The following is a 21,270-nucleotide window of genomic DNA, read 5'->3' as shown; positions in this document are numbered from 1 at the left end:
GGGTCAGAAAGCCCGGTTTCTGGGGGGATGGCGCCCAGATTGGGGCATCAGGCGGGAAGCACCAGCCCCAGGTGGCGCCGCAGGGCGGCTTCGTCGAGGAAATAGTGGCACAGCTCGGGGCCCAGCGGATCGGCGCCGACCAGCACCGGCACCAGTTCGTCGTAGCGCGCCGCAAGCAGCGGATCGACCGCCGGGTCGGTGTCGATATCGACCACGGCGACGTCGAGGGCCAGCCCTTCGCACGCCAGGAAAGCGCGCAGGGCCGCCAGCATGTCCTCGCACAGGTGGCACCAGCTGCGCGAATACAAGGTGAACTGCGGGGACCGGCTCATCACTGGCGCGGCTTGATCACGACGTAGCGCGTGACGTTCTCGCGCCGCACCAGCAGGGCCACGGTCTTCTTCGGATCGAGCTTGCCGACCAGGCTGTTGAACTGGGCGGCGCTGTTGACCTCGGCATTATTGATCTGCAGGATCAGGTCGCCCTGCTCGATGCCGGCGGTGGCGGCGCGGCCATCCACGAAGTCGACCAGCACGCCGGCCTCGATCTTCAGCTCGCGCTTCTGGGCCGGGGTCAGGTCCGAGACCTGCAGCCCGAGCGCATTGGTGGATTGTTCCGGCGCCTTCTTCTTCGGCTGGGTGCGCGGGTTGGCCGTCTGCTCGTCCCGCAGTTCGACGATGGTGACCGGCAGGTCGAGCTGGCTGCCGCGGCGGAACACGGTGACGCTGGCGCGGCTGCCGACCGCGGAGGCGCCCACCTGGCGCGGCAGGTCCGAGCTCTTCTCGATGTCCTTGCCGTTGAATTTCAGGATGATGTCGCCGACCTTGATGCCGGCCTTCTCGGCCGGGCCGCCCGGCTCGACCATGGCGACCTCGGCGCCGCGCGCGCGGCCCAGGCCCAGCGACTCGGCGACGTCGCGCGTGACTTCGCTGATCTGCACGCCCAGGCGCCCGCGCGTGACCTTGCCGGTCTTCTTGATCTGGTCGGCAACCCGCATCACCTCGTCGATCGGCACCGCGAAGGAGATGCCGTTATAGGCGCCGGACAGGGTCGCGATCTGCGAATTGATGCCGATGACCTCGCCGCGCATATTGATCAGCGGACCGCCCGAGTTGCCGGGGTTGACCGCGACGTCGCTCTGGATCAGCGGCAGGTATTCGCCGGTGTCGCGCGCCTTGGCCGAGATGATGCCGGCGGTGACCGTGTTTTCCAGGTTGAACGGCGAGCCGATCGCGATCACCCATTCGCCGACGCGGATCCGGTTCGAGTCGCCGATCCGCAGCGAGGGCAGGTTTTTCGCGTCGACCTTCAGCAGGGCGACGTCGCTGCGCTTGTCGGCGCCCAGCACCTTGGCCTTGAATTCGCGGCGGTCGGTCAGGGTGACCGTGACCTCGTCCGCACCCTCGACCACGTGGGCGTTCGTCATCACGTAGCCGTCGTCCGAAATGATGAAGCCGGAGCCGACGCCGCGCTGGACTTCCTCTTCCTGGGGTTGCTGGGGCGTTCCGCGTCCGCCACGGCCGCGCGGCGGAATCTGGCCGCCGAAGAAGCGGCGCAGGAATTCCTGCATCTCTTCGTCCGCCCCGCCCTGGCCGAGCTTGACGCGCTCGGTGGTGCGGATGTTGACGACTGCCGGCCCGACCCGGTCGACCAGGTCGGTGAAATCGGGCAGGCCGGTGACCGGCGGGGTGACCACCGGGGCGGCCGCCGCCGCTGCGGCCGGGGCCGCCGGGGAGAACATCAGACTCGCGCCCGCAAACATGAGGGCCGACAGGATCGTGCTTCCAGTTTTGCTTGTCATGGGATCGATGGGTGTTCAGACTTGAATTGATGTAATGGTAAGGCAAAATACCAACGTTGTCGCCACGGTACGGGCTCGTGGGTGCAGGCTGCAGGAGGCGGCGGCGCGGACGCCCGCAGTCCGGACGCGGCATGGTGCGGACCCGGCGCGGTCGGGGTAGGCCGGCTCAGCGGGGCCCGGCGATGGCCGTGCTGGTGGCGGCCGGCTCGGCGGCGCCGGCCGTGCGCTTGGCAGGCAGGGGCTCGGCCGCCAGGCGCGCGGCCAGGCGTTCCGCGAAGCCGGGCGACAGCTCGGCGGTGGCCTCGGCGCGCAGGATGTCGCCGATGTGGTGGTAGATGTCCCAGGCCTGCTCGCCGTCCGGCCCGCCCAGCGCGGCCATGGCCAGCTCCTGGTCGGCCTCGGGAGTTTCGCCGTCCATCAGGACAGAGATATATTCGCGGTTTTTTTTGTTCGTGTCCATCTTGGTTCCATTACGCCCGTCTCGAATCCTCAGCACCTAACAAAACCCCCATGGCGGCGTTGCATTCGTCTCGCCGTACTAGCGTACGGTCTTCGCGGTCCGCCGCTGCGGCGATGCGCCTTGCCTTGGGGTTTTTGTTAGGCGCTCTTAACTTGTTCGTCAGCTACCGACGCCTGTCAGCCGGAATATCGAGCAAGGGCCGCAATTTCTCGGCAATCACTTCGCGCGCCCTGAAAATCCGACTGCGCACGGTACCGATTGGACACGCCATCACTTCGGAGATTTCCTCGTAGCTCAAGCCTTCTATTTCGCGCAAGACGATCGCGGTCCGCAATTCCAGCGGCAGCGCTTCCATCGCGGCATTCACCGTGAACGCAATCTGCTTGCTGGCCAAGACGGACTCTGGTGTATTAATGTCTCGCAAGCTGTCCGCGTCGTCAAATCCTTCCGCACGCTCGGCATCGGCTTCCGTCGAGGTCGGGGCCCGGCGGCCTTGCGTGACCAGAAAATTTTTTGCCGTATTAATTCCGATTCTATACAGCCAGGTATAGAACGCGGAATCGCCGCGGAAATGGCGCAGGGCACGAAAAGCCTTGATAAACGTTTCCTGCACCACGTCTTCCGCTTCGGCCGGATCGTGCACGAGGCGCGACACCAGGCGCATCAGCCGGCGCTGGTATTTGGACACCAGCAGGTCGAACGCCCGGCGATCGCCAGCCTGGACGCGCTCAACCAGCAGTTGATCACACTCGCGTTCGGTCGTCACTGAACGTCCTTGTTGCTAAGAGTTGGCCCGCTGCAATAAGTTCATCGAATGGCGCTGCACTCCGCGGCGCTGCCGCCGCGCCGTCCCAGCGCCAGTACGGCCACCGCCAGCGCCCGCCAGGCGCCCGGCTCGACACTGTCGCGCCACACAGGCAGGACGTGCACGCGGGCACGGTCGTCGCGCAAGCGCAGCAGCATCAGCGGCGGCCAGACGACGGAGCCCGGCAACAGGACCACGCCGGCCGCGTCATCCGCGGCGTCCGGCTGTCCGGCCAGGCTCCGCTTGCGCAGTCCTTGTTGTACCGTCACGACCAGGTCACCGGTTCCAGAAATATCAATCCGGTGCGTCTTTGCCCTGGCCGACCCGGCATGCATCAGTACGGCGCCGGCGCCCGCCAGGATGCTTGCCTGGAGGAAGCCGGCGTGGAAACGCGCAGGCGCGGACAGGCCCACCGCGAGCGCGGCGGCGAACAGGGCCAGGCCGGCGCCGACGAGCAAGCAACGATGGATGCGCGACGGCCTGACGATGGCGGAAACCGCTATCGGCATGGGCGATCAGGGTGAGTAAAAAAGGAGGACGCGCTGCTCTAGGGCCGCGCAAAAGACAAAACGCCCATCCCTTGGACCGGGATGGGCGTTTTTGGTTCTGGCTCTGTGAAGCCGGTCAGACCTTGGCGAAGACCAGGGTGCCGTTGGTGCCGCCGAAGCCGAACGAGTTCTTCACCGCGTAATCGATCTTCATTTCACGCGCCGTGTTGGCGCAGAAGTCCAGGTCGCATTCCGGATCCTGGTTGAAGATATTGATCGTCGGCGGCGAGATCTGGTTGTGGATCGCCAGCACGGTGAACACGGACTCGAGGCCGCCGGCGCCGCCCAGCAGGTGGCCGGTCATCGACTTGGTCGAGTTGACCACCAGCTTGCTGGCGTGATCGCCGAAAGTGCGCTTGATGCCCTTCACTTCAGCGACGTCGCCGACCGGAGTCGAGGTACCGTGCGCATTCACGTAGTGCACCTGGTCCGGATTGATGCCGGCGTAATTCATTGCCGACACCATGCAGCGCGAGGCGCCACTGCCATCCTCGAGCGGAGCCGTGATGTGGTTGGCGTCCGCGCTCATGCCGAAGCCGACGACTTCCGCATAGATCTTCGCGCCGCGGGCCTTGGCGTGTTCGTACTCTTCGAGCACCATCACGCCGGCGCCCTCGCCCAGCACGAAGCCGTCGCGGTCGCGGTCCCAGGGACGCGAAGCGGTGGCCGGATCGTCATTGCGCGAGGACAGCGCCCGGGCCGAAGCGAAACCGCCCAGGCCCAGCGGCGAGACGGTCGACTCGGCGCCGCCGGCGATCATCACGTCGGCATCGCCGTACTCGATCAGGCGCGCCGCCGCGCCGATGCAGTGCAGGCCGGTGGTGCAGGCAGTGACGATGGCTAGGTTCGGACCGCGCAGGCCGAATTTGATCGACAGGTCGCCCGAGATCATGTTGATGATCGAGGCCGGGACGAAGAACGGCGAGATGCGGCGCGGGCCGCGGCTGTCGTACTCTTCCTTGGTCGCTTCGATCATCGGCAGACCGCCGATGCCCGAACCCACCATCACGCCGATGCGGTCGGCATTCTGCTCGGTGACTTCGATGCCCGAATCCTGCAACGCCTGGATACCTGCGGCCATGCCGAAATGGATGAAGGTATCCATATGGCGGCCTTCCTTGCCGGGCAGGTAGTCCTCGACGTTGAAGTTCTTCACTTCGCCCGCAAAACGGGTCGAAAAAGGCGAGGCGTCGAAACGGGTAATGTTGGCAATACCCGATTTGCCCGCCAGGGCGCTCTCCCACGCTTCGGCAATGGTGTTACCGATCGGGGAAATGCAACCCAGGCCAGTTACGACGACACGACGGTTGCGTGAACTCAAGCGTTTCTCCTGGATTACTTAAAAGCTTAGGCCTTGACGTGCGCTTGTGCGTACTCGATGGCCTGGCGGACGGTGGTGATCTTCTCGGCCTGTTCGTCAGGGATTTCCATTTCGAATTCGTCTTCCAGTGCCATCACCAGTTCAACGGTGTCCAGGGAATCTGCGCCGAGGTCGTCAACGAACGAGGAATCGATTTTGATGTCTGCTTCCGCAACGCCCAGTTGCTCAGCGACGATTTTTTTAACGCGTTGTTCGATATCCGACATGTTATGGCTCCATTAGGTATGTGTTGCGGAAAGTGCGCGCATTTTATCAGGGTTTGCGCGTTGAAAAACTATTTTCAGCGTTTGACGCTAATTCGGCTGAAACTACTGCTAAAAGCCGAGATCTGGCTCAGTTCATGTACATGCCGCCGTTCACGTGCAGGGTCGTGCCCGTGATGTAAGCGGCTTGCGGACCCGCCAGGAACGCCACCGCATGCGCGATGTCTTCCGGCTTGCCCAGGCGGCCCAGCGGAATCTGGCCCAGCAGCGCTTCGTGCTGGCCCTCGCCCAGGGCCTTGGTCATGTCGGTATCGATGAAGCCCGGCGCCACGCTGTTGACGGTGATGTTGCGGCTGCCGATCTCGCGCGCCAGCGCGCGGCCCATGCCTTCCACGCCGGCCTTGGCGGCCGCGTAGTTCATCTGGCCCGGGTTGCCGCTCGAGGCCACCACCGAGGTGATGTTGATGATACGCCCCTGCTTCGCCTTCATCATCCCGCGCAGCACGGCGCGCGACAGGCGGCCGACGGCGGTCAGGTTGGTGGCGATCACGCTGTCCCACTCCTCGTCCTTCATGCGCATCGCCAGCTGGTCCTGGGTGATGCCGGCGTTGTTGACCAGGATGCCGATGCTGCCGACGTTCTTGGTCACGTCGTCGATCACGGCGCCGCACTGGGCGGCGTCGGTGACGTTCAGCACCATGCCCTTGCCGCCGAATTCGGACAGGTAGGCGGTGATGGCTTCGGCGCCGGCGTCGGTGGTGGCGGTGCCGACCACTTTCGCGCCCTGGCGCGCCAGTTCCAGCGCGATGGCCTTGCCGATGCCGCGCGATGCGCCGGTAACGAGGGCGACTTGATTTTGCAGGTTCATGCTCATCCTTGGCTTTGATTGCTCTTATAGTCAGATGGGATCAGAGCCCACCCGAGTAAACCGGGCTCTGACCCCATAGTATTACCTTTGCAGCGACGCCAGCACGCGCTCCAGCGATGCCTGGTCGACCAGGGCTTCGCCGACCAGCACCGGGTCGATGCGCTTGGCCATACCGATCAGGGTCTTGCTCGGCGCGCACTCGATGACCTGGGTCACGCCCATCGCCGCCATCTTCTGCATGGTCTCGACCCAGCGCACCGGGCCGGCGGCCTGGCGCACCAGCGCGTCCTTGATCGCAGCCGGATCGTGCAGGATAGCCACGTCGACGTTATTGATCAAGTCGATCTGCGGAGCGTGGAAGGTCAGGCCGGCCATGTAGTCGCGCAGGCGGTCCGATGCCGGTTTCAGCAGCGAGGAGTGGAACGGCGCCGACACCGACAGCTTCATGGCGCGCTTGGCGCCCTTGGCCTTGGCGATGTCGCAGGCGCGCTCGACCGCGGCGGTATGGCCGGCGATCACGATCTGGGTCGGCTCGTTGAAGTTGACGGCTTCGACCACTTCACCCTGGGCCGCCTCGGCGCAGACTTCGCGCACGGCATCGGCCTGCAGGCCGAGGATCACGGCCATGCCGCCCTGCCCGACCGGCACCGCATCCTGCATAGCCTGGGCGCGGAAGCGCACCAGCGGCACCGCGTCCTTGAAGTCGATCACGCCGACGGCCACCAGGGCCGAGTACTCGCCCAGGCTATGGCCGGCGACCAGCGCCGGCTTCGCGCCGCCGGCTGCGATCCACGCGCGGTACACGGCCACGGCCGCGGTCAGCATCACCGGCTGGGTATTGGTGGTCAGGTCCAGGTCTTCCTTCGGGCCTTCGGCGATCAGCTTGCCGATGTCCAGGCCCAGCGCGTCCGAAGCTTCCGCCACGGTCTGCGCGACGACCGGATTGCCGGCGAAGCCGTTCAGCATGCCGACGGCCTGGGCGCCCTGGCCCGTGAACACAAAAGCGAATTTGGTCATGGATACTCCTATTTTTATTCTGTGAAGACGCAGCTTACATCCGGGCCAGCACGGCGCCCCAGGTAAAGCCGCCGCCCACGCCTTCCATCAGGATGTTCTGGCCGGGCTGGATGCGGCCGTCGCGCACCGCCTGGTCGAGCGCCAGCGGGATCGACGCGGCCGAGGTATTGCCGTGTTCGTTGACGGTCACCACCATCTTCTCGACCGGCAGGCCGAGTTTCTTCGCGGTGCCGTTCATGATGCGCAGGTTGGCCTGGTGCGGAATCAGCCAGTCGATGCTGGAGGCCGGCATGTTCGCGTGCTCCAGCGCCTCGTAGGCGACTTTTTCCAGCACCGTCACGGCCAGCTTGAACACCGCCTGGCCGTCCATGTACAGGAAGGTTTCGCCGGAGATCGCGGCAGTTGCCGGATTGGTCGGGCCGCACAGGATGCCGCCGTGGCTGCCGTCGGCGTGCAGCTTGACCGCCAGCACGCCCGGTTCTTCCGAAGCGGTCATCACCACCGCGCCGGCGCCGTCGCCGAACAGCACGCAGGTGCTGCGGTCGTTGAAGTCGAGGATGCGCGAGAACACTTCGGTGCCGATCACCAGCACGTTCTTCGCGTTGCCGGCCTTGATGAAGGCGTCGGCGGTGGACATCGCGTAGACGAAGCCGCTGCAGACCGCCGCCACGTCGAAGGCGGCGCCGTTGTTGCGGATGCCGAGCTTGTTCTGCACGATGCAGGCCGTGCTCGGGAAATTGCCGTAGAAATCGGGAGTCGAGGTGGCGACCACGATCAGGTCGATCTGCTCGGCGCCCAGGCCGGCCGCTTCCAGCGCCTTGTTGGCCGCCTTGACCGCCAGGTCGGAAGCGTTCTCGTCGGCCGCCGCATAGTGGCGGGCCTGGATGCCGCTGCGGGTCACGATCCACTCGTCCGAGGTCTCGATGCCCTTCGCGCCCAGCTGGGCGGCGAGGTCGTGGTTGGTGACGCGCTGGGCCGGCAGATAGCTGCCGGTACCGATGATTTTGCTGTACACAGTCATTACTTGGCCTGCTGAATGGTTGAGCCTGGCGATTGCGGATCAGGAGTGCGGGGCATCAACTCGGCGATCATCGCCGACAGTTGTTCCTGCACGTTGTATTGAGCCGCATTATAGGCGCGTTTTATTGCCCACTCGAAAGCGAATGCATTCGCGCCGCCATGGCTCTTGAACACCAGGCCCCGCAGGCCCAGCAGGCCGGCGCCGTTATAGCTCTCCGGGTTCAGCTTCTTCAGCGACTTGCGGGCCAACAGCGCGCCCAGCTTGGACATCGTGGTTTCCATCAGGGTCGCCTTGACGAAGCGCGACAGGCCCTCGACCGCCTTCAGGGTCACGTTGCCGACGAAGCCGTCGCAGACGATCACGTCGACCGTGCCCTTGAAGATGTCGTTGCCTTCGACGTTGCCGTGGAAATTCAGGACGCCGCGCTCGTGGTCGGCGCGCAGCAGGGCCCCGGTGGCCTTCACCACTTCATTGCCCTTGATTTCCTCGGTGCCGACGTTGAGCAGGCCGATGCTCGGGCGGCGCTGCTCCATTGCCTGGAACAGCACGGCGCCCATGATGGCGAACTGGTGCAGGTGATGCGGCTCGCAGTCGACATTGGCGCCCAGGTCCAGCATATAGGTCGGGCTGCCCTTCTGGTTCGGCATGATCGAGCAGATCGCCGGACGGTCGACGTCGGCCATGGTCTTCAGGACGTAGCGCGAGATCGCCATCAGCGCCCCGGTGTTGCCGGCCGAGACGCAGACGTCGGCCCGGCCGTCCTTCACCAGCTCGATCGCCACGCGCATCGACGAATCCTTCTTGCGGCGCAACGCGACCTCGATCGGATCGTCCATCGCCACCACCTCGGTGGCGTGCTTGATGGTCAGGCGCGGATTGGTGTCCGCGTGGTGTTTCTTGAGTTCGGCGCGCACCTGCTCTTCCAGGCCGACGAGGATGAGCTCCACGTTGGGTTCGTGCTTGAGGAAGGCGAGCGCTGCCGGAATGGTAACTGAGGGGCCGTGATCGCCGCCCATGCAGTCAATGGAGATTGTAATTGTCATTTTTCGGGATGAACCGCGGCTCAGGATAGGCGAGCGACGGCGTGTCCTTGCGCGGCAGAATGCCGGGGGGACTCAGCGGGATCGAAAACGACGGCATACACGGACGTGCAACCGGAATCAATATCGCAAAAGAGAAAGCGGCGCCACGCACTGTACATACGTTGCACCGCTTCCATAGAACAAAACAGCAAGACGCCGATTACTCGTCGTTCTTGGTCTTGATCACTTTGCGACCACGGTAGAAACCGTTCGGGCTGATGTGGTGACGCAGGTGGGTCTCGCCGGTGGTCGGCTCGACGGCCAGGTTCGGCGCAACCAGGAAATCGTGCGAACGGTGCATGCCGCGCTTCGACGGGGACTTCTTATTCTGCTGAACTGCCATGATGACTCCTAAACATAAGTTCTAAAATTCTAACACAATCGACTCGCAATTCCATGCTTATCGAGTATCCCAGCGGCAATTTACTTCATTGCCGACATGTTTTAACGCTGCCTACATCTTGCTACCGCTGCCATACTCGACTGCTGCACGCGTTTGACACGTCTTTTGAGCGCCCGCACACCCTGTTCGGGCATCCGCGGCGCAATTCCATCAACTACTGTTATTCTGATTTGAGGCTCTTCAGTGCCGCGAACGGCGATACCTTGTCGGACTTCAAGGAGTCCATCAGCTTGGTATCTGGGCACACCTCATGCTTCGGTGCCTGCGGCAGGGCCAGCAGGGCTTCATCTTCCAGTAACTGCATGATGTCGCAGCTCTGGCTGCCGACGATCACGTCGATGGTTTCATCGTCGAGGATTTCCTCGATCTCATCCGCATCTTCGTCGTTCTTGCCCAGCACGAGCATGGTCGACGAATCGATGTCGTAGCCGAACGGCGCCAGGCAACGCTGGCAGACCAGCTGCACGGTACCGGAGACGGACAAGGTCATCGACGGATACCCCTGCCTGGTCTGGCCGCCCTGGATCGCCCAGGTGATCTGGCCCGACGGGTCGGCGCACTCGGCTGCCAGGCGGGGCATGTCAGCCACCGGCGTGACACCTTCCCGATAGCCGTTGTTCCGACAAAATTCGAAGGCGTCGATGACAAAAGCGCTCATTTGGAAAAGCTTCCCCGGAAAACCTGCGATAATAGCAGGCTTCTTCCCGCTCAGTCAAAGAATTCCGCACTTGGGTTGCATCCCTGCCCGCACGGCCGGACCGGCCATCGGATTTTCTTGCCGGGAAGGCCTATCTATTTGTTTTGCTTATGAATATTGGACTGGCCGACATGATACCAAGTTCCGCTCATTGTTGTGATCCTGTGCGCCTGATCCTCGCTTCCAGCTCCGCCTACCGGCGCGAACTGCTGTCCCGGCTCGGCCTGCCCTTCGAGGCGATCGCGCCGGACATCGACGAGACCCCGCTGCCGGGCGAGGCGCCGGAAGCCACCGCCCTGCGCCTGGCGCGCGACAAGGCCGCCGCGGTTGCCCGGCAGCATCCCGGTGCGCTGGTCATCGGCTCGGACCAGGTCGCCACCCTGGACGGCGAACAGATCGGCAAGCCCGGCGACCATGCGCGCGCCCTCGCCCAGCTGCAGAAGATGCGCGGGCGGCGCGTGACTTTCCATACGGCCCTGTGCCTGTGGGATGGCCGCCTGTCTGCGGAGCAGGCGGCGCAGGTCGAGAATGTGCAGGTCTTCGTCACCTTCCGCGACCTGCCGGACCACGAACTCGACGCCTACCTGCGCATCGAGCAGCCCTACGACTGCGCCGGCAGCGCCAAGAACGAAGGTCTCGGCATCGCCCTGCTGGAACGCATCGACAGCAGCGACCCGACCGCCCTCACCGGCCTGCCGCTGATCGCCCTGACCGGCATGCTGCGCCGCGCCGGCGTCACTTTTTTCGGCACTAAATAAAACAAGATTCCACCATGCCAGGCACTCTCTACCTTGTCCCGAACACCCTCGGCCCGCTTGACGCCGCTCCCCACGCCCTGTCCCACATCCTGCCCGAACAGGTGCAGGACATCGCCTCGAAGCTGGAATATTTCGTGGCCGAGAACGCCAAGACGGCGCGCGCCTTCCTGAAACTGGTGTCAGTCGACCATCCGCTGGCGCGCCCCCTGCAGGAAATCAAGATTTCCGAGCTGAACGTGAACACGCCGCCGCAAGCCCTGGCCGCCCTGCTCGCGCCCCTGCTGGAAGGAATTGACGCCGGCCTGGTATCGGAAGCCGGGGTGCCGGCGGTGGCCGATCCGGGCGCCGACCTGGTCCGGCTGGCGCACCAGCACGGGATCACGGTGCGGCCGCTGGTCGGCCCGTCCTCGCTGCTGCTGGCCGTGATGGCGAGCGGCCTGAACGGCCAGAGCTTCGCCTTCAACGGCTACCTGCCGACCGATGCGGCCCAGCGCACCAAGCGCATCCAGCAACTGGAACAGCGCTCGCGCGCCGAGAAGCAGACCCAGTTGCTGATCGAAACGCCCTACCGCAACGCCGCCATGCTGGACGCCCTGGCCGGCGCCTGCCAGCCCGGCACCTTGATTTGCGTGGCGACCGACCTGTCGCTGCCGAGCGAATCGGTGCGCACGCTGACGGCGGCAAAATGGAAGACTGCGCTGGCCGCGAACAAGGGGCCGGACTTCCACAAGAAGCCGACCGTGTTCCTGCTGCTGGCGCAGTAAAAAGCCAGAGCGTCCGACAAGCGCCCTAGTGGGTCTGTGATTCGGCGCCCAGGCCGCGGACCCAGTCAAAGGCCGCCAGCTCGATCTCGCGGATCTGCTTGACCGACAGGCCCAGCTTGTCGAGGGCGCGTTTCAGGCTGACGCCGCACTGCTTGCCTTCCAGCTCCTCGGCCACGCTCAGCATCGCGCCATAATCGCCGGCGCGGCCCAGCAGCGCGCCCTTCACTTCCTGCGACACGTCGACGCGTTCGAGGATGCGGTCCATCGGTAGCGACAGCAGCGCATCCATCAACGACATCATGCCGATCGTGAAGGCGGCCTCGGCGCCGGCGACGTCGCCCGGCCGCAGGGTCAGGCTCATCAGCTCCAGCAGGCGGCCGCGCGTGGTCGCCATCTGCAGCAGCGGCGAATTCAGCTCGACCCGGCCGTCCGGCGTGCTGTACAGCAGGATCTGCAGCCAGCGCTGCAGCTGGTTGCGCCCGAGCTGGACCAGGGCCTGCGACACCGATTCGATGTGGGTGTCCGGCCCCGCGGCGCGGCTGTTCACGAGGCGCAGCAGGTTCAGGCTCAGCAGGGCGTCGCGCTTGACGGCCGCCTCGATGGCGGCGCTGTCGGCATTCGAGCCGATCAGCTCCAGCAGGCGCAGCACGACCAGCTCGGACGGCGAGATCTTCCTGCCCGACAGGATGGCCGGGCGCGCGAAATAATAGCCCTGGAAGTATTCGAAACCGAGTTCCATGCAAAGGTCGAATTCCTCCACCGTCTCGACCTTTTCCGCCAGCAGTTTTTGGGGCGCATCGCGCAGGCTGGACGCCAGGCAGGCCAGCTCCTCGCGGCTGACGCCTTTGAGGTCGACCTTGATCACATCGACCAAATCGATCAGCTTGCTAACCTGCTCGGAATGGCCTATAACGTCGTCGAGGGCGAACTTGAAGCCAAGCTCTTTCAGTTCCTTCACGCGCGCCAGCAGCGCATCGGTGGGCTGCACGGTTTCCAGGATCTCGAGGATCACCCGGTCCGGCGGAAGGAAACGGACGAAGTCGCTCATCAGCACCACCTCGTCGACATTGACGAAGGCGAGCTGCTCGCCCACCACCTGCTCCATGCCCAGCTGCGAAGCGTGGGAAATGACGGTGGCGGTCGCGGCGGCAAAATCGGTCAGTTGCGCGTCCTCGTGCTCCGGGGCGGCGCGAAACAGCAGCTCGAACGCCACCAGCTTCTGGTCGCGCCCGAGTATGGGCTGGCGCGCCAGAAAGAATTGATCGGGCGGCATGGACGTGACTGCCGTTGCATCCGCGTGCATCTTAAAACTCCTGAGAATCAATTTCGACTCGTAAATGCGAGTCGAGGCCTGGGCTTTGCCCTGCACCTCTTCGACTATACTACAGACTCGAAGTCTTTACATTTCGACATCGTATCAAATCGTTACGAAGAACGGGACCGGCGACGGTCCGGCCAAGCAGGCGAGCTCAACCGGATCAGCCGCGGCCTGGCGTCTTGCGTTTATGGCCTTGTGCGGCCGATTTGTTCTGGTCTGCGTAGCGGAAAGCGGGAACGCGCTTCTTTGCCGGGGCCGCGGCGGAAGGCTGGGCCGGGCGCTCGCCGGCGGCTTCCTTGCCGGGCGCGACGCCCTCGCGCTTGCGCGGGCCTTCGCCGAAGGGCTGGCCCGGCAGGCGCAGGCTGCCGGCGCCGGACAGCGGGCTGGCGCGGCGCGCATTGCCGACCGGCTTGCGCGGGCCGGTGTCAAGGCCGCGCGGGCTGGCGGTTCCCGTGACCTGGGTGCCTTTTTCGATGCGGAAGGTGGCGCCGCTGTCCTGGCCGAGCACCTGCACCAGATAGGGCATGGTTTCGCGCAGCATCGGCTCCAGCGTGTAGGGCGGATTGAGGATGAACATGCCGCTGCTGTGCATGCCGGTGCCGTCCGGACCCGGGGTCGCCACGGTCAGGGTCACGTGCAGCCATTCCTTGGCCGGCAGGCGCTTCAGGCGGTCGGCGAACTGGCGCGACTCCATGCGCTGCAGCACCGGATACCAGACAGCGTAGATCCCGGACGGGAAACGGCCGAGCGCCTCTTCCAGCGCATCGCGCACATGCTTGTAGTCGAGCTTGACTTCATACGGCGGATCGATCAGCACCAGTGCGCGGCGCGATGGCGGCGGCAGCAGGGCCTTCATCGCATGGAAGCCATCCGCATGCTCGATCAGGACGCGGCGCCCGCGCGAGCGCTCGCCCTGCTCCGCCTTGTGCGCCTCGAGCTTGCGGAAGTTCTCCACCAGCAGCCTGGTGTCGGCCGGGTGCAGTTCGAACAGGCGCAGCCGGTCCTCGGCACGCGCGACCTGCTCGGCCACATAGGGCGAGCCGGGGTAGTAGCGCAGGCGGCCGGAGGGATTCATGGCGCGCACCAGGTTCACGTAGTCCGCCAGCGGCGTCGGCAGGTCGTCGCGTTCCCACAGGCGCGCGATGCCGTCCAGGTATTCCCCGCTTTTCACCGCCTGCGCGCTGTCGAGCGCATACACGCCGGCACCGGAATGGGTGTCGATATAGGTATAGGCCGTGTCCTTCTGGTTCATGTACTGGTGCAGCTGCACTTGTACGAAGTGCTTCAGGACATCGGCGTGGTTACCCGCGTGAAAGGCGTGGCGGTAGCTGAACATGGCAATTCCAAGGATGAGGCTAGAAAGCCGCCATTATCCCCTAGATGCGCCGCACTCCCCAAAAATAAAAAAGCCGCAGCGGCTCGTGACCGCTGCGGCTGCCACCGCGAACAACGGAGGGAAAATCTGCCGGCCGATCAGGCCACTTTCTTTTCGTCGAAGAACTGCTCGTCTTCGGTCGAGCCGTGCAGGGCCGTGGTCGAGCTCTGGTGCTGCTGGATGGTCTGGGTCACGGCGTCGAAGTAGCCGGTACCGACCTCGCGCTGGTGCTTGACCGCGGTGAAGCCCTTGTCGGCGGCCGCGAACTCGGCTTCCTGCAGCTCGACGAAGGCCGACATGCCGCGGCGCGCGTAGCCGTGCGCCAGGTTGAACATGCTGTAGTTCAGGGCGTGGAAGCCGGCCAGGGTGATGAACTGGAACTTGTAGCCCATCGCGCCCAGCTCTTTCTGGAACTTGGCGATGGTCGCGTCGTCCAGGTTCTTCTTCCAGTTGAACGAAGGCGAACAGTTATAGGCCAGCATCTTGCCCGGGAATTTTTCGTGGATGGCTTCGGCGAAGCGCTTGGCGAAGGCCAGGTCCGGCTTGCCGGTCTCGCACCACACCAGGTCGGCGTAGGGCGCATAGGCCAGGCCGCGCGAGATCGCCTGCTCGACGCCCGGCTTGACGCGGAAGAAGCCCTCGACGGTGCGCTCGCCGGTGCAGAACGGCTGGTCGTTGGCGTCGACGTCGGACGTCAGCAGGTCGGCCGCTTCGGCATCGGTGCGGGCCACCAGGATGGTCGGGGCGCCCATCACGTCGGCCGCCAGGCGCGCCGCATTCAGCTTCTCGACGGCTTCGCGGCTCGGCACCAGCACCTTGCCGCCCATGTGGCCGCACTTCTTGACGGAAGCGAGCTGGTCTTCGAAGTGGACGCCGGCCGCGCCCGCCTCGATCATCGATTTCATCAGCTCGAAAGCGTTCAGCACGCCGCCGAAGCCGGCCTCGGCGTCAGCCACGATCGGGGCGAAGTAATCGATGTCGTCCTTGCCTTCCGACCACTGGATCTGGTCGGCGCGCTGGAAGGCGTTGTTGATGCGCTTGACGACCATCGGCACCGAATTGGCCGGGTACAGCGACTGGTCCGGATACATCTCGCCGGCCAGGTTGGCGTCGCCCGCCACCTGCCAGCCGGACAGGTAGATCGCCTTCAGGCCGGCCTTCACCTGCTGCATGGCCTGGTTGCCGGTCAGCGCGCCCAGCGCATTGACGTAAGGCTCGCTGTTGATCAGGTCCCACAGCTTTTCGGCGCCGCGGCGCGCCAGCGTATGGTCGATCTGCACCGAGCCGCGCAGGCGGACGACGTCCGCCGCCGTGTAGTTGCGGGTCACGCCCTTCCAGCGCGGGTTGTTGTCCCAGTCCTGCTGCAGGGCTGCGATTTGCTGTTCACGAGTTGCCATGCTTGTTCTCCTGATGGTGAATGATGAATGCCGGGTTGGCAGGAAGCGTCGTTATCGATATCTTAGGACGGCTTGTGCGCAGCACCAATACTCTTATATAAGACATAGGAATATTTTTATTTCCATGTTTATCATATACTTAGCAACTCAATTCCATGATGCGGAACGGATTTTCTCAGGATGGAAACGGGTGAGCCTGCCCTTTTTGTGCGATTTTCACATCCGCGAATCCCATTCCAGATTGTGGAAAATGACGCGTGAACCCAGGACGAACAATGATCTGTTCGGGCGACACCAACGGCAAGGCCGGCAGCCGCCAGTGCTTCTTCGCCCAGCAGGTCGCGCTGAGCGACGACATGATGTTCCGCTTGGCGTTCAGCGGCAACGCCGTCCAGGCGCTCGAGCCGCACGTCAAGGTGGAGTTCGTGGACAGCGCCGGCAAGACCGCCGCCGAGGTACCGGAACCGCGGAGCATCGCCCTGCTGCCGGCCGGCCTTGGCCTGATGGGCCTGGTCGCACAGCGCAAGCGCCACGGCTGACTCCAAAGTGTTTCCCGCCAACGCCCGCCTCGTGCGGCCGTCTTTGTCCGGCGTTGTAAATATGCCGACAAGCCGCAAATTTCTTGTCATGCAGAGTAAATGAATTGACAAAAGTGCCGGTTACACTAGTATGGATACTTCTTGTAATCGAAACATTGCGTCGGGGTACCTTATGAATAAGCTAATGCGAACCGCATTCCCGGCCAGCCTGGTCTGTGCGGCCATGACCCCGGCCCATGCCGGCCTGCTGACCTACCAGGGCGTGACGTTCAACTCGAGCTGGGCGGGCAATGTCCTGACCCTCGAGATCGACGCCGCCGGCCGCAAGGACGCCTGGGCCGGGGCAACAGGCCTTGCGGCGCTGGAACTGGACGGCATCGGCAGTTACACGAGCGTGAGCGTCGCCGGTATGCCGAACGGCGCCGCCGGCTGGACCACCTCCGGTTCCGAACTGAACGCCCAGGGATGCTCGGGCCGCACCAACGGCCAGGCCGGCAGCCGCCTGTGCTTCTACGGCCAGCAGATCGCGCTGGCGGACGATATGGTGTTCAGCTTTACCTTCAACGGCAACGCAGTCCGGCCGGTCGAGCCGCACCTGAAGGTGGCATTCGTCGACAGCAAAGGCAAGAAAGTGGGCGGCCTGCTGTCGCAAACCCTGCCTGCTTCGCCAGGCACGGGCAGCCAGTCCGGTAACGGCGGTTCCAGTAACGGCGGCTTCGGTACGCCGACGACGCCGGGCACCGGGGCGGGCTCCGGCGGTTCCGGTAACGGCGGCTTCGGTACGCCGACGACGCCGGGCACCGGGGCGGGCTCCGGCGGCTCCGGTAACGGCGGCTCCGGTAACAGAGGCTCCGGTAACGGCGGCTCCGGTAACGGCGGCTCCGGTAGCGGCGGCTCCGGTAGCGGCGGTTCGGGCAGCGGCGGTTCGGGAAGCGGCGGTTCGGGTAGCGGCGGCTCCGGTACGCCGGCGACGCCGGGCACCGGTTCGGGCTCCGGCGGCACCGTCATCGACGCCCCGAACACGGAGATTCCGCCGCTGGCCGACCAGGCGCATGACGAACCGACCGGACCAACTGCCGGTTCCGACACCGGCACCCAGAACGGCACCGAAGTCCCGGAACCGCAGAGCATCGCCCTGCTGCTGGCCGGCCTTGGATTGATGGGCGCGAGCAAGCGCCGCAAGCCTCGCGCCTGACGCCCCGCCCTCCCATCCAACGGCCGCCTCGTGCGGCCGTTTTCGTTTTCCAGCCCTTCCTCGCGTCCCTGTCCTTGTTACAAAGGCTGAGTTAGCTGCTTAACAGAATGCAAATCCTGCTCCCTCTACGCTGGGTTCGCGGACTCATCCGTATCGCCGGCCCGTTCGCAGGACGCGAAGGACCGGCACCCGAGGACCCAAAGTAAAGGAGAACGAAGTGCATACGACGATCCGAAAGACGCTGCTTTCCGCGCTACTGGCTACAGGCGCCATCGCCTCGGCCCAGGCCGGCACCCTGGAGTACCAGGGCGTCACCTTCACGTCGTCCTGGACGGACAACGTACTGACCCTCGAAATCGACGCCGCCCACCCGACCGGTGACTGGGCCAGCGCCACCACCATCGGCGCGCTGCAACTCAAGGACATCGGCACCTTCGACAGCGTGAGCCTGACCTCGGCGCCGGGCGGCGCGGCCAACTGGACGCTGTCGAGCAACGAGCTGAACGCGAACGGCTGCGGCGGCGGCGCCCACGTCGGCGCCAGCCTGTGCTTCTCCGGCGACCACGTCGCGCTGTCGGACGACATGATCTTCAAGTTCACCTTCAACGGCGGCGCCACCGATTTCTCGTCGCCGCACGTGAAGGTCAACCTGTTCGATGGCGACGGCGGCCGCAAGGTCGGCAGCCTGCTGTCAGAGAACATCCCGCTGACGCCGGTGCCGGAGCCGCAGACCTATGCGATGATGCTGGGCGGGTTGGGGTTGATGGGGGTGATGGTGAGGCGGCGCAAAAGCAAGCGCTGAATTTGAAAGTTACTAGTACGCAAGGCGAACCTGGATTCCCGCCTGCGCGGGAATCCGTTTCCGGCAATGCCGGGGAACGACGGTTTTAACGCTAATAACAAACGCCCTGCCCGGTTTCCCGGACAGGGCGTTTTTGCGTGCTGCGTGCCAGCTTACTTGGCCAGCTCGACCGCCGGTTCCCGGCCAAAGGTAAGCTCGCTGCCGTTGACGCCGACGTGGATCGTGTCCTTCGGGCCGAAGCGGCCGGACAGGATCGCCTTCGACAGCGGATTCTCGATCTGCTGCTGGATCGCGCGCTTGAGCGGACGGGCGCCGTACACCGGATCGAAGCCGGCTTCCGCAATCTTCTGCAGGGCGGCATCGCTGATGTCCAGCGACATCTCCATCTTCTCGAGGCGCTGCTCCAGGTTGCGCAGCTGGATCTTGGCGATCGCGCCGATGTTCTTCTCGTCGAGCGCATGGAAGACCACGATCTCGTCGATCCGGTTGATGAACTCGGGGCGGAAGTGTCCGCGCACCTCGGCCATCACGGCCAGTTTCACCACCGCCGGCTCGTCGGTGTCCATCGACTGGATCTTGTGCGAACCCAGGTTCGAGGTCATCACGATCACCGTATTTTTGAAATCCACTGTCCGGCCCTGGCCATCGGTCATGCGGCCGTCGTCGAGCGCCTGCAGCAGGACGTTGAACACGTCCGGGTGGGCCTTCTCGATCTCGTCGAGCAGGATCACGCTGTAGGGCTTGCGGCGCACGGCTTCGGTCAGGTAGCCGCCCTCTTCATAGCCGACATAGCCCGGCGGCGCGCCGATCAGGCGGGCCACCGAATGCTTCTCCATGAACTCGCTCATGTCGATGCGGATCAGGGCGTCCTCGGTATCGAACAGGAAAGCGGCCAGCGCCTTGCACAGCTCGGTCTTGCCGACGCCGGTCGGGCCCAGGAACATGAAGGAGCCGTACGGACGGTTCGGGTCGGCCAGGCCGGCGCGCGAGCGGCGGATCGCATCGGACACGGCCTCGATCGCCTCGTCCTGGCCCACCACGCGCTTGTGCAGCTCGTCCTCGATGTGCAGCAGCTTGTCGCGCTCGCCCTGCATCATGCGCGCCACCGGGATGCCGGTCGCGCGCGAGACCACTTCCGCGATCTCCTCGGCGCCGACCTGGGTGCGCAGCAGGCGCGGCTTGTCGCCGTCCGCTTCGGCCTGTTCGCCGGCCGCTTCGGCATCCTTCAGCTGCCTCTCCAGCTCGGGCAGGCGGCCATACTGCAGCTCCGAGACCTTCTGCCAGTTGCTCTGGCGCTTGGCCTCTTCCATCTGCAGGCGGATCTGCTCGATCTCTTCCTTGATGTGGGTCGTGCCCTGCACCGCGGCTTTCTCGGCCTTGAGGATTTCCTCGTAATCGTTGTACTCGCGCTCCAGGCGGGCGATTTCCTCGTTGATCAGCTCCAGGCGGCGCTGCGAGGCCTCGTCGGTTTCCTTCTTGACGGCTTCGCGCTCGATCTTCAGCTGGATCAGGCGGCGGTCCAGCTTGTCCATCACTTCCGGCTTGGAGTCGATCTCGATCTTGATTTTGGACGCGGCTTCGTCGATCAGGTCGATCGCCTTGTCCGGCAGGAACCGGTCGGTAATATACCGGTGCGACAGCTCGGCCGCGGCGATGATCGCCGGGTCGGTGATCTCCACCTTGTGGTGCAGCTCGTACTTTTCCTGCAGGCCGCGCAGGATGGCGATGGTCGCCTCCACGCTCGGCTCGTCGACCATGATCTTCTGGAAGCGGCGCTCCAGCGCGGCATCCTTCTCGACGTACTTGCGGTACTCGTCGAGGGTGGTCGCGCCGATGCAGTGCAGCTCGCCGCGCGCCAGGGCCGGCTTGAGCATGTTGCCGGCGTCCATCGCGCCTTCCGCCTTGCCGGCGCCGACCATGGTATGGATCTCGTCGATGAAGACGATGGTCATGCCTTCGTCATGGGCCAGCTCCTTCAGCACGGCCTTCAGGCGCTCTTCGAATTCGCCGCGGTACTTGGCGCCGGCCAGCAGGGCCGCCATGTCGAGCGACAGCACGCGCTTGCCCTTCAGCGAATCGGGCACTTCGCCGTTCACGATGCGCTGGGCCAGGCCTTCGACGATCGCGGTCTTGCCCACGCCCGGCTCGCCGATCAGCACCGGGTTGTTCTTGGTACGGCGCTGCAGCACCTGGATCGCGCGGCGGATCTCGTCGTCGCGGCCGATCACCGGGTCGAGCTTGCCCATGCGGGCGCGCTCGGTCAGGTCGAGCGTGTATTTCTTCAGCGCTTCGCGGTTGCCCTCGGCGTCCTGCGAATTCACGTTCTCGCCGCCGCGCACGGCGGAGATGGCCGATTCCAGCGCCTTCTTCGCCAGGCCATGCTCGCGTGCAAGGCGGCCGGCGTCCGACTTGTCCTCGGTCAGCGCCAGCAGCACCATCTCGCTGGACAGGAACTGGTCGCCGCGCTTCTGCGATTCGCGGTCGGCCAAATTCAGCAGCTGCACCAGCTCGCGCCCGACCTGGACGTCGCCGCCCGTGCCGGACACTTTCGGCAGGCGCTCCAGCTGCCCGCGCAGGCCGGTTGCCAGCGCACCGACGTTGACGCCGGCGCGCTGCAGTAGCGAACGCGCGCCGCCGTCGTCCTGGTTCAACAGGGCGCTCAGCAGGTGCGCCGGTTCGATATATTGGTTATCGTTGCCGACCGCCAGGCTCTGGGCATCCGCCAGCGCTTCCTGGAGCTTGGTCGTCAGTTTGTCTTGCCGCATATTCTTATCCCCTAGTGGTTGGGTTGGTTCTCAAGTTAGACCCAAGTTAGGGATGCGGCAACGATATTTCA

Annotated in this window: 22 protein-coding genes; 5 read left to right on the top strand and 17 right to left on the bottom strand. The window is 64.7% G+C overall.

Going from position 1 to position 21,270, the window contains the following annotated elements:
* Positions 1-47 precede the first annotated feature (47 nt).
* From AC3A6M_RS04220 to AC3A6M_RS04160, 13 genes are all read right to left on the bottom strand, one after another.
* Complete coding sequence (locus tag AC3A6M_RS04220) at positions 48-332, bottom strand: glutaredoxin family protein (protein WP_487851477.1); 285 nt, start codon at positions 330-332, stop codon at positions 48-50.
* Positions 332-1,801, bottom strand: a complete 1,470-nt coding sequence (locus AC3A6M_RS04215; protein WP_487851476.1) for a DegQ family serine endoprotease — start codon at positions 1,799-1,801, stop codon at positions 332-334. The genes AC3A6M_RS04220 and AC3A6M_RS04215 overlap by 1 nt, the downstream gene beginning before the upstream one ends.
* 166 nt (positions 1,802-1,967) lie before the next feature.
* Positions 1,968-2,261, bottom strand: a complete 294-nt coding sequence (locus AC3A6M_RS04210) for a sigma-E factor negative regulatory protein (RefSeq protein WP_487851475.1) — start codon at positions 2,259-2,261, stop codon at positions 1,968-1,970.
* 163 nt (positions 2,262-2,424) lie between these two features.
* The gene (gene rpoE / locus AC3A6M_RS04205) at positions 2,425-3,027 is read right to left on the bottom strand and encodes an RNA polymerase sigma factor RpoE (RefSeq protein ID WP_487851474.1); all 603 of its coding nucleotides are present in this window, start codon (positions 3,025-3,027) and stop codon (positions 2,425-2,427) included.
* A gap of 41 nt (positions 3,028-3,068) precedes the next feature.
* A complete protein-coding gene (locus tag AC3A6M_RS04200) occupies positions 3,069-3,575 on the bottom strand; it encodes a protein YgfX (RefSeq protein WP_487851473.1) in 507 nt (168 codons plus the stop codon).
* A 115-nt stretch (positions 3,576-3,690) separates the two neighbouring features.
* Entirely contained in the window at positions 3,691-4,935 is a 1,245-nt protein-coding gene (fabF, locus tag AC3A6M_RS04195) for a beta-ketoacyl-ACP synthase II (RefSeq protein ID WP_487851472.1), read from the bottom strand.
* 26 nt (positions 4,936-4,961) lie between these two features.
* Complete coding sequence (acpP, locus tag AC3A6M_RS04190) at positions 4,962-5,201, bottom strand: acyl carrier protein (RefSeq protein ID WP_036168404.1); 240 nt, start codon at positions 5,199-5,201, stop codon at positions 4,962-4,964.
* 127 nt (positions 5,202-5,328) lie between these two features.
* Entirely contained in the window at positions 5,329-6,072 is a 744-nt protein-coding gene (gene fabG, locus AC3A6M_RS04185) for a 3-oxoacyl-ACP reductase FabG (RefSeq protein ID WP_487851471.1), read from the bottom strand.
* A gap of 75 nt (positions 6,073-6,147) precedes the next feature.
* Complete coding sequence (gene fabD, locus AC3A6M_RS04180; RefSeq protein WP_487851470.1) at positions 6,148-7,083, bottom strand: ACP S-malonyltransferase; 936 nt, start codon at positions 7,081-7,083, stop codon at positions 6,148-6,150.
* A 34-nt stretch (positions 7,084-7,117) separates the two neighbouring features.
* Positions 7,118-8,104 carry a beta-ketoacyl-ACP synthase III gene (locus AC3A6M_RS04175; RefSeq protein ID WP_487851469.1) on the bottom strand — a complete coding sequence of 329 codons (987 nt, stop codon included), beginning with the start codon at positions 8,102-8,104 and terminating at the stop codon, positions 7,118-7,120.
* Positions 8,104-9,147, bottom strand: coding sequence for a phosphate acyltransferase PlsX (plsX, locus tag AC3A6M_RS04170; protein ID WP_487851468.1), 1,044 nt, complete (start codon positions 9,145-9,147; stop codon positions 8,104-8,106). Before plsX ends, AC3A6M_RS04175 begins: the two co-directional genes overlap by 1 nt.
* A 199-nt stretch (positions 9,148-9,346) precedes the next feature.
* Positions 9,347-9,529, bottom strand: a complete 183-nt coding sequence (gene rpmF / locus AC3A6M_RS04165) for a 50S ribosomal protein L32 (RefSeq protein ID WP_036168414.1) — start codon at positions 9,527-9,529, stop codon at positions 9,347-9,349.
* A 220-nt stretch (positions 9,530-9,749) separates the two neighbouring features.
* Positions 9,750-10,247 (bottom strand): YceD family protein, encoded by a 498-nt coding sequence (locus tag AC3A6M_RS04160; RefSeq protein WP_487851467.1) that lies wholly within the window; start codon positions 10,245-10,247, stop codon positions 9,750-9,752.
* A 170-nt stretch (positions 10,248-10,417) separates the two neighbouring features.
* Between AC3A6M_RS04160 and AC3A6M_RS04155 the strand changes: the two genes are divergently transcribed.
* Both AC3A6M_RS04155 and AC3A6M_RS04150 read left to right on the top strand, forming a co-directional pair.
* Positions 10,418-11,044 (top strand): Maf-like protein, encoded by a 627-nt coding sequence (locus tag AC3A6M_RS04155; protein ID WP_487851466.1) that lies wholly within the window; start codon positions 10,418-10,420, stop codon positions 11,042-11,044.
* Between the two features lie 14 nt (positions 11,045-11,058).
* Positions 11,059-11,808: an SAM-dependent methyltransferase gene (locus AC3A6M_RS04150; protein ID WP_487851465.1), complete on the top strand. Its 750-nt coding sequence runs from the start codon at positions 11,059-11,061 to the stop codon at positions 11,806-11,808.
* A gap of 25 nt (positions 11,809-11,833) precedes the next feature.
* Here AC3A6M_RS04150 and AC3A6M_RS04145 read toward each other — a convergent pair whose 3' ends face one another.
* The 3 genes from AC3A6M_RS04145 to aceA all read right to left on the bottom strand — a co-directional run bounded on the left by AC3A6M_RS04145 (position 11,834) and on the right by aceA (position 15,898).
* The gene (locus AC3A6M_RS04145; protein ID WP_487851464.1) at positions 11,834-13,111 is read right to left on the bottom strand and encodes an EAL and HDOD domain-containing protein; all 1,278 of its coding nucleotides are present in this window, start codon (positions 13,109-13,111) and stop codon (positions 11,834-11,836) included.
* A 175-nt stretch (positions 13,112-13,286) separates the two neighbouring features.
* Positions 13,287-14,462 carry a 23S rRNA (adenine(2030)-N(6))-methyltransferase RlmJ gene (locus AC3A6M_RS04140; protein ID WP_487851463.1) on the bottom strand — a complete coding sequence of 392 codons (1,176 nt, stop codon included), beginning with the start codon at positions 14,460-14,462 and terminating at the stop codon, positions 13,287-13,289.
* 137 nt (positions 14,463-14,599) lie between these two features.
* Positions 14,600-15,898, bottom strand: a complete 1,299-nt coding sequence (gene aceA, locus AC3A6M_RS04135) for an isocitrate lyase (RefSeq protein WP_487851462.1) — start codon at positions 15,896-15,898, stop codon at positions 14,600-14,602.
* A gap of 275 nt (positions 15,899-16,173) precedes the next feature.
* On the opposite strand from aceA, the gene AC3A6M_RS04130 reads away from it, so the two are divergent.
* The 3 genes from AC3A6M_RS04130 to AC3A6M_RS04120 all read left to right on the top strand — a co-directional run bounded on the left by AC3A6M_RS04130 (position 16,174) and on the right by AC3A6M_RS04120 (position 18,434).
* Entirely contained in the window at positions 16,174-16,437 is a 264-nt protein-coding gene (locus tag AC3A6M_RS04130) for a PEP-CTERM sorting domain-containing protein (protein ID WP_487851461.1), read from the top strand.
* Between the two features lie 184 nt (positions 16,438-16,621).
* Positions 16,622-17,632, top strand: a complete 1,011-nt coding sequence (locus AC3A6M_RS04125; protein WP_487851460.1) for a PEP-CTERM sorting domain-containing protein — start codon at positions 16,622-16,624, stop codon at positions 17,630-17,632.
* 217 nt (positions 17,633-17,849) lie between these two features.
* Entirely contained in the window at positions 17,850-18,434 is a 585-nt protein-coding gene (locus AC3A6M_RS04120; protein ID WP_487851459.1) for a PEPxxWA-CTERM sorting domain-containing protein, read from the top strand.
* 152 nt (positions 18,435-18,586) lie between these two features.
* On the opposite strand, the gene clpB is transcribed toward AC3A6M_RS04120, so the two are convergent.
* On the bottom strand, positions 18,587-21,199 hold the full coding sequence (clpB, locus tag AC3A6M_RS04115; protein WP_487851458.1) for an ATP-dependent chaperone ClpB: 2,613 nt from the start codon (positions 21,197-21,199) through the stop codon (positions 18,587-18,589).
* Between the last annotated feature and the right edge of the window lie 71 nt (positions 21,200-21,270).

The sequence above is a fragment of the Telluria sp. Soil_C_11 genome (assembly GCF_057657395.1).
Note: the sequence above shows the minus strand (reverse complement) of the source record. Positions and strands in the feature narration are given on the sequence as shown.

Bases quoted from the DNA above. Each gene is read 5' to 3' on its own strand.
- AC3A6M_RS04220 (WP_487851477.1), bottom strand. From the start codon at position 332: ATGAGCCGGTCCCCGCAGTTCACCTTGTATTCGCGCAGCTGGTGCCAC.
- AC3A6M_RS04215 (WP_487851476.1), bottom strand. From the start codon at position 1,801: ATGACAAGCAAAACTGGAAGCACGATCCTGTCGGCCCTCATGTTTGCG.
- AC3A6M_RS04210 (WP_487851475.1), bottom strand. From the start codon at position 2,261: ATGGACACGAACAAAAAAAACCGCGAATATATCTCTGTCCTGATGGAC.
- AC3A6M_RS04200 (WP_487851473.1), bottom strand. From the start codon at position 3,575: ATGCCGATAGCGGTTTCCGCCATCGTCAGGCCGTCGCGCATCCATCGT.
- acpP (WP_036168404.1), bottom strand. From the start codon at position 5,201: ATGTCGGATATCGAACAACGCGTTAAAAAAATCGTCGCTGAGCAACTG.
- fabG (WP_487851471.1), bottom strand. From the start codon at position 6,072: ATGAGCATGAACCTGCAAAATCAAGTCGCCCTCGTTACCGGCGCATCG.
- fabD (WP_487851470.1), bottom strand. From the start codon at position 7,083: ATGACCAAATTCGCTTTTGTGTTCACGGGCCAGGGCGCCCAGGCCGTC.
- AC3A6M_RS04175 (WP_487851469.1), bottom strand. From the start codon at position 8,104: ATGACTGTGTACAGCAAAATCATCGGTACCGGCAGCTATCTGCCGGCC.
- plsX (WP_487851468.1), bottom strand. From the start codon at position 9,147: ATGACAATTACAATCTCCATTGACTGCATGGGCGGCGATCACGGCCCC.
- rpmF (WP_036168414.1), bottom strand. From the start codon at position 9,529: ATGGCAGTTCAGCAGAATAAGAAGTCCCCGTCGAAGCGCGGCATGCAC.
- AC3A6M_RS04160 (WP_487851467.1), bottom strand. From the start codon at position 10,247: ATGAGCGCTTTTGTCATCGACGCCTTCGAATTTTGTCGGAACAACGGC.
- AC3A6M_RS04155 (WP_487851466.1), top strand. From the start codon at position 10,418: ATGATACCAAGTTCCGCTCATTGTTGTGATCCTGTGCGCCTGATCCTC.
- AC3A6M_RS04150 (WP_487851465.1), top strand. From the start codon at position 11,059: ATGCCAGGCACTCTCTACCTTGTCCCGAACACCCTCGGCCCGCTTGAC.
- AC3A6M_RS04145 (WP_487851464.1), bottom strand. From the start codon at position 13,111: ATGCACGCGGATGCAACGGCAGTCACGTCCATGCCGCCCGATCAATTC.
- AC3A6M_RS04140 (WP_487851463.1), bottom strand. From the start codon at position 14,462: ATGTTCAGCTACCGCCACGCCTTTCACGCGGGTAACCACGCCGATGTC.
- aceA (WP_487851462.1), bottom strand. From the start codon at position 15,898: ATGGCAACTCGTGAACAGCAAATCGCAGCCCTGCAGCAGGACTGGGAC.
- AC3A6M_RS04130 (WP_487851461.1), top strand. From the start codon at position 16,174: ATGATCTGTTCGGGCGACACCAACGGCAAGGCCGGCAGCCGCCAGTGC.
- AC3A6M_RS04125 (WP_487851460.1), top strand. From the start codon at position 16,622: ATGCGAACCGCATTCCCGGCCAGCCTGGTCTGTGCGGCCATGACCCCG.
- clpB (WP_487851458.1), bottom strand. From the start codon at position 21,199: ATGCGGCAAGACAAACTGACGACCAAGCTCCAGGAAGCGCTGGCGGAT.